9 protein-coding genes and 1 tRNA gene are annotated in these 11,409 nt (G+C 29.9%); 9 read left to right on the top strand and 1 reads right to left on the bottom strand.

Translation table 11 applies throughout. From position 1 onward, the window contains the following. Positions 1–57: 57 nt before the first annotated feature. Positions 58–131 (bottom strand) — tRNA-Met (locus ACEN2H_RS07330). Positions 132–181: 50 nt separating this feature from the next. Between ACEN2H_RS07330 and ACEN2H_RS07335 the strand changes: the two genes are divergently transcribed. From ACEN2H_RS07335 to ACEN2H_RS07375, 9 genes are all read left to right on the top strand, one after another. Continuing rightward, positions 182–1,279 carry a tyrosine-type recombinase/integrase gene (locus ACEN2H_RS07335; RefSeq protein WP_441731669.1) on the top strand — a complete coding sequence of 366 codons (1,098 nt, stop codon included), beginning with the start codon at positions 182–184 and terminating at the stop codon, positions 1,277–1,279. Between the two features lie 346 nt (positions 1,280–1,625). Then, positions 1,626–2,333: a hypothetical protein gene (locus ACEN2H_RS07340; RefSeq protein ID WP_441731670.1), complete on the top strand. Its 708-nt coding sequence runs from the start codon at positions 1,626–1,628 to the stop codon at positions 2,331–2,333. A 145-nt stretch (positions 2,334–2,478) separates the two neighbouring features. Then, positions 2,479–2,880: a hypothetical protein gene (locus tag ACEN2H_RS07345; RefSeq protein WP_441731671.1), complete on the top strand. Its 402-nt coding sequence runs from the start codon at positions 2,479–2,481 to the stop codon at positions 2,878–2,880. An 8-nt stretch (positions 2,881–2,888) separates the two neighbouring features. Further along, a complete protein-coding gene (locus ACEN2H_RS07350) occupies positions 2,889–3,464 on the top strand; it encodes a matrixin family metalloprotease (RefSeq protein WP_441731672.1) in 576 nt (191 codons plus the stop codon). 43 nt (positions 3,465–3,507) lie between these two features. Further along, positions 3,508–4,215 (top strand): PP2C family protein-serine/threonine phosphatase, encoded by a 708-nt coding sequence (locus ACEN2H_RS07355; RefSeq protein WP_441731673.1) that lies wholly within the window; start codon positions 3,508–3,510, stop codon positions 4,213–4,215. Between the two features lie 224 nt (positions 4,216–4,439). Further along, entirely contained in the window at positions 4,440–6,158 is a 1,719-nt protein-coding gene (locus tag ACEN2H_RS07360) for a type I restriction-modification system subunit M (protein ID WP_441731674.1), read from the top strand. Between the two features lie 3 nt (positions 6,159–6,161). Then, complete coding sequence (locus tag ACEN2H_RS07365) at positions 6,162–7,460, top strand: restriction endonuclease subunit S (protein ID WP_441731675.1); 1,299 nt, start codon at positions 6,162–6,164, stop codon at positions 7,458–7,460. A gap of 11 nt (positions 7,461–7,471) precedes the next feature. Continuing rightward, a complete protein-coding gene (locus tag ACEN2H_RS07370) occupies positions 7,472–9,496 on the top strand; it encodes a hypothetical protein (protein ID WP_441731676.1) in 2,025 nt (674 codons plus the stop codon). Between the two features lie 88 nt (positions 9,497–9,584). Beyond that, complete coding sequence (locus tag ACEN2H_RS07375) at positions 9,585–11,408, top strand: DUF262 domain-containing protein (RefSeq protein ID WP_441731677.1); 1,824 nt, start codon at positions 9,585–9,587, stop codon at positions 11,406–11,408. Position 11,409: the final 1 nt, after the last annotated feature.

The raw sequence follows: 11,409 nt of genomic DNA on the forward strand, positions 1-11,409 counted from the left end.
AGAGTAACATAAAACTAAAAAACCCCTAAACAATTGCTGTTTAAGGGTTTGTTTTCGTAGCGAGGACGGGATTTGAACCCGTGACCTCAGGGTTATGAATCCTGCGCTCTAACCGACTGAGCTACCTCGCCAAATGGTAAAACTGGGTGCATTATTTAAAAGTGGCACAAAAGTGTCAAAAATGAGTTACGAATTTAAAAATTTAAGAGCATTCAAGTTGAATGATGGAAGAGTTGGCGTGTCTTTTTCTTATAATGATAAAAGATTCCGTTTTTTTAATTCTAAAGCAATTAATGAAAACTTCAATCCAAATCTTTGTAAAGTGGAAGAAAAGCAAAAACAATTAGACTTAATGTTGTATTATTTTTCAAAAAGTTTAAAAAAAGGTTGGAGACCAGTAAAAGAAAAAAGGAATAAGATAGTAAAGCCTATAGATATTAGGCTCATTGAAGCTTGTAATAGTTCTTATGAGCAAAAAATCAAGTTAGACTATAGTACGTATTATAAAAAGGATTTAAAAACGGCAAATAGTAAAATACTTAAATTCATTGACAGTAATAATTACAGTAATTTAATGCTTAGTGAATTTGATACTTTAATCGCAAGGGATTTGATAAACTATATAAGCAATTCAAAACGTGTTCAATTAAATTATAAAAGAACATATTCAGCTTTATTATCCGAAATGTTTATCAAATTTAAGATGACAAATCCATTTCAATTTATCAAACTAGTAAAAACAGAAGAAATTTTACATAAACCAATAAAAGATATTAAATCAGTTTTTGAAGAACTTTACTTAGAAAACACAAATCTTCATTTATGTTGCCTTTTAGCTTATGGTTGTTTATTAAGACCGCATCGAGAAATACGAAATTTAAAATGGGATGATTTTAATAATGATTGTTCTCAAATAAGCTTATCAGGAGCTAGAAATAAGGGTAAAAAAAACAGAATTGTACCTATTCCCCTATTTGTCCAAAAACATCTTAAAAAAGGTGATTCAGGTGTAAATATTTTTTCAAATAACGAAAATTCTTTTAACGAAGACTATTTTAAAACGCTTTGGAGCAGGTATAAAAAGAAATCTAAATTACTTGAACCAAATAACACGTTATACAGCTTTAGACATACTGGGGCAATTAACGTTTATGAGAAAACAGGGAGTTTAAATAAATTACAGCAAGTAATGGGACATAGTAGCATTAATGTTTCTTTAACTTATTTGAGGGGATTAGGAATTAAACAGCTTTCAGTTGAAGACATGCCTGATTTGTAGTAGAAAAAAATATATTTAATTCTCTGAAACTTCAAAAATCATTTGACTTCAAAAATCTTAAAATTTATTTTTAGAATAAATACATAGGGGGGTGGTAAAAAACCTCCCTTGTATAGTCCATCTCATAGGAAGGAGGTAATAGCCTTTTTTAAAAAAAATAAAAAAATTATCTTTTTTACTATATATTAATAGCACACTATAACTACAACAAACGACATTGAATATTAGCTTCTAAAACACCTCTCTACAATATAGGCGGAAAGTTTATTACACAAACAAAAACCATCTAAAACTTGTCTATCTCGATTATTTTCTTTACTTCTGTAGCGAATTAAAACTTCTTGCTATGTTGTTTTCTAAAAAAATTAATAAAGACAGAATAAGTCTTTCCTTGATGGAAGAGATTTTAGGCTTTGATGAAGTAGAGCAAACTTTATCTTCTAATTCAGAAGAGATTTTAAAAATTGAAAAGGTAGGTTTAACAATTTATTCAGATTCGGATGAGATTATTGCCACACTTGATAAATTTCAGATTCCTCATAAAGACAAAACTATAGAAGAAGTATTAAAGTTTCTTTTTGACAGGCTTTTATTCGAGTATATGGAAGATCAATCCTATTATACTAAAGAAACGTACAGTAAATTTAAAAACACATATACATACGCCCAACTGCAAATTCTAATCTATCATACTAAGTCTTTGATGCTATGGCAATATAATAATGATATAGAGCAGATTCCAAGAAACTATAAAATATTATATAGAAAAAAGGAAGTAAATCCAGTTGAGGAAACAAACTATTTAGAAATATATGAACGCTTCAAAATGTATATGGAATTTGTTACTCCAGATAGATTAGCTAAGTATTTTAACTGCCTAGTAGGCTTGAAACATTTTAGTGCTAGAACAAAAGCAATTTACCATGCATTTGTAGAAGAACTCGAATTAAGAGGTGTTGATTATGATAGTATACTTTTCAGCAAAGATAGTATGCTTAGTTATTATATTGACATTGTATCTCAAGATAATAAACTAATAGTTGTTAGAAAATGAATTGGAAAATAAATGTACAGCTTTAACAAAGCAATAATTGATTTAGTGTTAATCTAAACTGTAAAAAAATAAGTTTAAATGTGGAAAACCGTAAAGGTTAGAATTTTAAAGTCCTTATCATTGTAAATAAATTAAATCTAAAAACATGAAAAAAATTTCAATCTTACTAATGTTGGCTCTAGTCTGTTCTTGTTCAAAATCTGATGATTCTACTAGTTCTTCAAATTCTGATTTTCATCCTCCAGCATGGATTCAAGGTAACTGGGGTCAAGAAAGTAGCATTTCAGTTGGAGTTTTGTTTAGTTTCTCTGTAAATGATTTTTGTTTTACTAATATGGGAATTGCTAAACAATGTCAGCAAGAATCTGTAGATTGGAACAGAAAATATGGAAATGCAGTTACGGTTACAGAAACTATTACATCCACAACTTATACCGCTGAAATAAAATATTCCAATGGTCAATCTATAATTTATTCCTTTAGGAAATTATCGAATAATAGTATTGAATGGACTTCTGTTGCAGGGTCTGTATTAATTAAGCAATAAATTAATAATTGAAAAAAATCTCCATTTTATTACTGATACTTTTTTTAGCATCTTCCTTTGTAAATACAAAACCAAAAACAGTTTATATTCGACCTCTGGGGGATGTAAATCAGGAGTACATGGATTATATAAAAACTTCTGTTAATAACTTTTATGGTTATGACTGTGTAATTAAGTCAAAACTAAATTTAACTACCGATATTTTGGCTGGAAGTAGAACAAGATACGAAGCGGGAAAAATTTTAAAAAAATGTAATTCAAAAGAAAATGTCTTACTTATAACAGAAAAAGATATTGCACATAAAAAGAGTAATGATTTTCCTGAATGGGGTGTGTTTGGATTGGGATTCAGACCAGGGAAAACATGTGTTATTTCGACTTATAGACTAAAAGGGAACGTACCTAAAGCAAAATTTCTAGAGAGATTAAAAAAAGTTGCTCTCCATGAAATTGGGCATAATCTGGGATTAGAACATTGTACTAATGATAAAGATTGTATGATGACAAGTGCTAGTGGAACGGTAAAGCAGGTTGACAGGGAGAAAATATGGTTTTGTTCTAAGTGTTGGAACCAAATTAGATAAAAGCACAAAGTTTAAAACAGTTATTTAGATTTCATACCAAAGAATGATTACAATTAAATCAGAGTCTTTTATTTCTGAAATAGGGAAAAGAGAAATCAACGAAGATTTTATACAATTTCAATCGGGAAAATTTTACTTAGTTTGTGATGGATTAGGAGGAAACGGCAACGGTCAAATAGCATCTGAATTAGTTGCAGAAACGGTTAAAGAATCACTATTAAAATCAAAATCTATTTTGGAAGCTGTTCAAGAAGCCGAAAAGGTTTTAAGTTCCTACAAGAAGAAGAATCCATCTACGGATTATATGGCAACCACAATTGCAGTAGCTGAAATCTTAGAGAATAAGATTTTAGTTTCATGGGCTGGCGACAGCCGAGTTTATCAATTTCGAGACGGAAAAATTATATATAAAACCAATGACCATACTTTGGTTAGTGAAGCCGTAAACAAAGGTGTTTTGACCGCTGTAGAGGCATTATTTCATCCTGATGCTAATGAGCTGACCAAATCAATAAAAGGTGCTCAAAATCAAGTAGAATTAGACCAAATATTAATACAAGATATAGAACAAAACGACTATTTTCTGCTGTGTACGGATGGAGCACTTGAATCATTTATTGATAGTGATTTAGAAACTTTGTTTTCTGAATCAAAATCGACTAACGAGATTATCGATGAGCTTGATAAAAGTTGCCAAATATTTTCAAATGACAATTACACGGCTATCGTTTTTCAGGTTAATTTTTTTTAAGCTAAATTTTTAAAAAAATAAACACTCATTAAAAATTTAAACCATTTTTTTAACTTTAGAAACCGTTAAGGGTATAATAAACTACTTTTTACCTAATTGACCTTAGTTGTCAAAAGGAATACTGTAATTTGTTTGTTAAAATATTTTTAACTTAGAATTGATAATCAGGGATTGCTAAAAAGAAAATACCTACTTTTAAACTTTTATAAAATACCTACCAATACATGAAAAACGTTAAAGAATCAGCCAATTTCATTTGGTCAATTGCAGACCTTTTAAGAGGTGATTACAAGCAAAGTGACTATGGCAAAATAATATTACCATTAACTGTTCTAAGAAGATTAGATTGTGTTCTGGAAAGTTCTAAAGATGCTGTGCTTAAAAAATTTGAGCAAATGAAGACTATGAGCATTGACAACCTTGACCCAATACTCAATAAAGCAGCTGGTTACAATTTTCACAATAGAAGTAATTTCGATTTCAATAAGCTAATTGCTGACCCAAATAATATTGCAGCAAACCTGCGTAATTATATCAATGGATTCTCGGAAGATGCCAGAGAAATCATAGAACAATTTGAATTTGAAAACCAAATTACCAAGATGGATGACAACAATTTGTTGTTTATGGTGGTGAAACGTTTTCAAGAAACCGATTTGCATCCAGACCATATTTCAAGCATGGAAATGGGTTATATGTTTGAAGAACTGATTCGCAAATTTGCTGAGATTTCCAATGAAACCGCTGGGGAACATTTCACACCAAGAGAAGTTATCAAGTTGATGGTAAACATCCTTTTCTTGAACGATAGAGAAATCTTGACCAAAAAAGGAATCACCAAAACCATTTATGACTGTTGTGCAGGAACAGGGGGAATGTTATCCGTTGCAGAAGAATACTTAAATGAGCTGAATCCTGATGCCCGATTAGAAGTTTTTGGACAAGAATTAAACCCAGAATCCTATGCCATTTGTAAATCGGATTTAATGATTAAGGGGCAAAACGCTTCCAACATCAAAAAAGGGAACAGTATTTCGGAAGACCAATTGAGTGACCAAAAATTCGATTATCTGATTACCAATCCACCATTCGGTGTGAAATGGGAAAAGTTTGCAAAAAAGGTAAAAGAAGAACACGAACAGTTGGGACACGGTGGACGATTTGGAGCTGGATTACCAAGTGTTGGTGATGGTTCTTTCTTGTTTTTGATGCACTTGATGGCCAAGATGAAGCCAGAAGGTTCTCGATTGGCATTAGTATTCAACGGTTCTCCATTGTTTTCGGGTTCTCCCAGCAAGACTAAAAACGAGAGTAGTATTCGACAATGGATTATAGAAAACGACTTGTTAGAAGCAGTAATTGCTTTGCCTAATCAACTTTTTTACAATACTGGTATTAGCACCTATGTTTGGGTAATATCGAACAAAAAACCAACAGAACGTAAAGGAAAAGTACAGTTGATTAATGCCATTGATTTCTCCAAGAAAATGAGCAAATCATTGGGAAATAAACGAAACGAAATAAGCAATAAACAAATAGCTGAAATCACCAAGATTTATGGCGATTTCAAACCCAACGAATATTCCAAGATATTTGACAACAAGGAATTTGGTTATGTCAAAGTAACGGTGGAAAGACCAGAACGCAATGCCAAAGGGCAAGTGGTTGCTGATAAAAAAGGAAATCCAAAAGTAGATTCTTCTTTGCGAGATACAGAAAATATTCCTTTGACAATTGATATGAAAGATTATATGAAACGGGAAGTATTACCACACGTTCCAGATGCTTGGATAGATGAAACCAAAACCAACATTGGTTATGAAATTAACTTTACAAAGTATTTCTACCATTACAAGCCCCTACGTTCATTGGATGAAATCCGAAAAGACATCATGGCTATTGAGCAAGAAACGGATGGTTTACTTAAAGAAGTTATCGGATAAATTATGAAGAAATACGATAGCTATAAAGATTCGGAAATTGAATGGATTGGAGAAGTGCCAAGTCATTGGGAAGTTGATAAACTTAACCGAATTTTTCAAATAAATACAGGTTTTACTCCTTCAACTGGAAATAATGAATTCTATGAAAATGGCAAACATGATTGGATAACTATTCGAGATTTAGAAGGGAAATATGTGTCTGAATCTAAAACCAAACTTACTGATATTGCTATAAAAGGAAAAACTATAATACCTAAAGGTTCTTTACTTTACAGTTTCAAATTAAGTGTTGGGCAAATGGCATTTACTACAAAAGAAATATATACTAATGAAGCCATTTTTTCTGTTTTTCCAAGCGAAAAACTCAACTTAAATTATTATTATTATTTACTAGATAGAATTTTAATTCACAATTCAAATGAAAACATATATGGAGCTAAAATTTTAAATCAAGAATTAATAAAGGCTTCTAAATTATTAGTTCCATCAGAAGAAGAACAAACCCAAATAGCCAACTACCTAGACCACAAAACCACCCAAATAGATACTTTAATTTCTAAAAAACAGCAGTTTATTACCTTATTACAAGAAGAACGAATTGCGGTCATTAATCAAGCTGTCACAAAAGGCTTAGACCCGAAAGTGAAGATGAAAGATTCTGGGATTGTATGGCTGGGGGAAATCCCTGAGCATTGGGGATTGAAAAGGATAGGTCATATTTCAAAAGTAATAAGAGGAGCTTCTCCTAGACCAGCTGGAGACCCATTGCTTTTTAACGGAGATTTTTTACCTTGGATAACGGTAAAAGAAGTGACTAATGCTAATGGAAAGTTCATTACGTCAACTGATACCTTTTTAACAGAATTAGGAGCTATTCAAACAAGAGTTTTAGAGCCCGAAACTTTAATTCTTTCTAATAGTGGTGCAACTTTAGGAGTGCCTAGAATAACTCTTATAAAAGGCGGGATTAATGATGGTTCTGTAGCTTTTTTAAATCTAAATATTGAAAGAGATTACATGTACTACTTCTTTACGACTCATACTAATATATACAGAGAAGAAGCTGCTGGATATGGTCAGCCAAATTTAAATACGGAAATCGTTAAGTCAACAAAAATACCTATTCCTACTGCTAAAGAGCAACAAGAAATAATCGAACATATAGAATTAGAATTAAATAGATTTGATTTAATAATTAAAAAATCTCAACAAGAAATCGAGTTGTTAAAAGAATATAAAACGGCTTTGATAAGTGAAGTGGTTACTGGTAAGGTAGATGTTAGAAATTTAATTAGAGCATAATCATTATAAAAATGAACGATAAACACAGTAATAAGTTATTAGCTTCTTATGCATTATTTAAAGGTCTCTTTGACTTAGGAAAAGACATATATGGAGTTATCGCAGAATATTTGAAAAAAACTATTTCTGACAAAGGACTTTATAATTTCACGTTAGATGAAATAACTCAAATTCTAAATAATGATTTTGAATTTAATATACCAAATGCTGTTGTAAAAACTTCACTAAATAGAATTGATAATTTAACAAGAATTGGAGCAAGTTATACAGTAAATAATCCAAATGACTATATCCTAAAAGATTTCAATGAATTTGAGCAAGATTACGAGAAGAAAAACGAAACCATAATTCAAACTTTGATAAAGTATGTAGAGGAAATTAAACAAAAGAAATTAGATGAAAAAGAACAGACAGCTTTAACACACTCATTTTGCAATTACATTTTAGACAGGCAAAATGGAAATGAAAGCTTAGAATATATTACTTCTTTTATTTTAATACATGAAAGCGAAAGCGATTTTAAGGAACAAATAGATAAAATTAGAGAAGGGGTTATTTTATATTCAGGTATAAAATTTAATAATGATTTAAACAATTTTGGAGCTTGGAATTCTGAATTTACAATTTATATTGAAACAGAGATTTTATTTCATTTAGCAGGTTTTAATGGAGAATTATATAAAATTTTAGCTTCTGATTTGTTACAATTTATTACTGAAATTAATCAGAAAGCTGGTAAAAGAATTATAAAACTAAAGTATTTTGAAGACGTAAAAATAGAAATTGAAGGTTTTTTTACAAAGGCAAAGTATTTACTTGAAGGTAACTCAAAACCAAATCCTAGTGTAACTGCAATGGTTACAATTATCAACGGTTGTAAATCAATAAGTGATATACAAGCTAAGAAAACAGATTTCTATGAATTACTTAAAAGAAACTTAATTGAAGAAGATGATTATTCAGATTACTTTGCGGAAAGAAATCATAAGTATAACATTGTAAGCAAAGAACTTATAGGGAAAATTTCAAAAGATTTAGACAGAGATGCTACCCCATATTTAAAATATCTTAATTATATTTCAATTCATAGAAAGGAAGCTTTTGAAAATAATTTTGAAAATGTAAAAGCTATTTTACTTTCAGGTAATTCAACAACTTTAAAAGTTGCATGGATTGATTTGTTAAAAGAAGAAGGAAATGTGCCTTTAGCCACTACAATGAGTTTTTTAACAAACAAGTTTTGGTTTAAATTAAATAAAGGTTTTGGCAAAAACAGTTTGCCGAAATCATTTGATATAATTTCTAAATCACAAATTATTCTTTCTACTATATTAAATAAGAAAATAGGTTTTGAATATGAAGATTTGCAAGAACAATTTAAACAGGGAAAACTAAATGAAGAACAAGTAAAAGCAAGACTTGTCGATTTAAAAAATAATGTTAGAAAACCCGAAGATATAGTAAAAGACAATATTGATGATGTGTTGCAAGTAATTACAGAAGATAGTTTAGATAAATTCATTGAAGAACAAAAACATTTTAAATCTAAGGCTGAGCAACATTCTTCTGAAAATGCAGACTTAAAAATTAAGCTTGCTAAAAAAGAGGAATCAGAAAGTGAATTAGAAAATGATTTAAAAGAATCAAAAGAATTATTTATTATAGAAAAAACAAAACAGTTTAAAGTTTTAAAAAAAATTAAGGAGCCTATTGATAAAATTGCTAAAAAGAAATACAATTATTATAAGATAATATTAGCCATTTTATTTGTTTTATCATTTGTTTGTGCATATTTTTTTATATTTCTTATAGATTGGAAAAACTTTGACAAGTATTCGTATTTTATAGGTTTCACACCAACATTTATTTTTATTTTTTATTTTTTGATAACTGAAAAGGAAATTAAACCTTTAAAAGCACTAGAAAATCACTTGATTTCTAAGAAAAATAATGAATATTTTAAAAATTACAAAAAATTCAATTTTAATATTGAAGAATTTGAGGAACTTCAAAATGAAATAAATAGTAAGCAGTAATAGCAGATTTAAAATAGGTGGTCTTTTGTTATTTGAAAGTTAGTTTATATAAATCTATCACCTTGTCAAGTTTGAAAATAATAAAAAAATGAAAAAAATATTAGGAGCACCAAAAAGCATTAGAGAATTATTTACAGGAGTCAAATACAGCATTCACTATTATCAAAGAGAATACCAATGGCAACGCAAACAAGTTGAAGAGCTTATAGAAGACCTTACGGGTGAGTTTATGGAATACTATTCTGAAACTCATGAACGCAATGACGTTGAAAAATACGGTCATTATTTTATGGGTTCAGTTGTCCTAACCGAAGATGAGAATGCTATAATTGATGGTCAACAAAGATTAACATCATTGAGCTTGTTGCTTCTCTATGTAACAAAGCATTTACAAGATTCAAATGATAAAGCAGAAGTTTTAAACCTTATTTATTCTCAAAAATACGGGAAAACAACCTTTAATATTAATGTTGAAGAAAGAACAAAATGTTTAGAATCTATAATTAATGATGAAGTTTTTGAACCAGAAGGAAATCCAGAAAGTGTACAAAATATTTGGCATAGATATAATGACATTATCGAATTGATGACAGATGCTGTGCCAGAGGAAGCTCTTCCATTTTTCAAAGATTGGTTAATCGACAATGTACAATTTATCAAAATTGTTGCACAAACGGAACAGGATGCTCACAAGATATTTGTTTCAATGAATGACCGTGGTCTTAGCCTTACCGCATCTGAAATGTTGAAAGGTTTCTTATTATCTGAAATTGTTGATAATGATGAACGTTTAAAAGCAAATGAATTATGGAAGTCTAGAATGCTAGATTTAAAAGCCCTAGGAAAAGAACAAGAAAGCGATTGTATCAAAACATGGATTAGGTCTCAATATGGGGAAACAATTCGAGAGAGAAAAAAGAATGCATTACCAGGGGATTTTGATGTAATAGGAACTGCATTCCACAAATGGATTAGAGAAAATGCAAGTGATATTGGATTGAAAAAATCAATTGATTATAGTGATTTAGTTCAGAAAGAATTTATACTATTTTCAAATACTTATATGCGGATTTCTGAGTATTCTACTAAGCTCACAGAAGGTTTTGAATATATTTTTTATAATGCGGACAGAAATTTTACCCTTCAGCCCTTGTTACTTTTAGCTAGTTTGAATAAAAATGACACTAAAGACATAATTGATTCTAAACTTAGAATTGTTTCATGTTATTTAGACCAGTTCATATCGATTAGAATTTTCAATTTCAAAACACTTGATTATTCCGCTATGACTTATGCTATGTTTATGATGGCAAAAAAAATAAGAAGAAAATCACCTTCAGAATTGGCTGAAATTTTGACGGATGAAATTAGAGTCATGGAATTTAAGCTAGATGGAATAGACCGATTTAATTTAAGTGGCTGGACAAAAAGATACATGCTTCATCAATTGGCGAGACTTACACATTTTGTTGAACAACAAAGTGGAAGAGACACCAAATTTGATGTGTATGTTAATCGAACAATTAAAAACCCTTACGATATTGAACATATTTGGGTTGACCATTATGATAGATATTCAGAAGGATTTGATACAGAAGAAGAATTTCAAAGAACCAGAAATATGTTTGGTGATTTGGTTCTACTTCCACAAGACATAAATAGAAGTTTGAATGATTCGGAATATGCAAAGAAACTTCCAAAATATTTTGGGCAAAATTTATTAGTTTCTTCACTAAATGAAAACTGTTACCAAAACAATCCAAATTTTCTAAAGTTTGCAACAACCTATAATTTGAAATTCAATTCAAGTAGTGATTTTAGCAAGGAAACAATTAAGGAAAGACAAAATCTTTACTTTGAAATTGCAAAAGCGATTTGGAATATAGACAATATTAAAAAATATATAATTTAAA

Source organism: Flavobacterium sp. W22_SRS_FP1 (assembly GCF_052113685.1).
In the GTDB taxonomy this organism is placed as follows: Bacteria; Bacteroidota; Bacteroidia; order Flavobacteriales; family Flavobacteriaceae; genus Flavobacterium.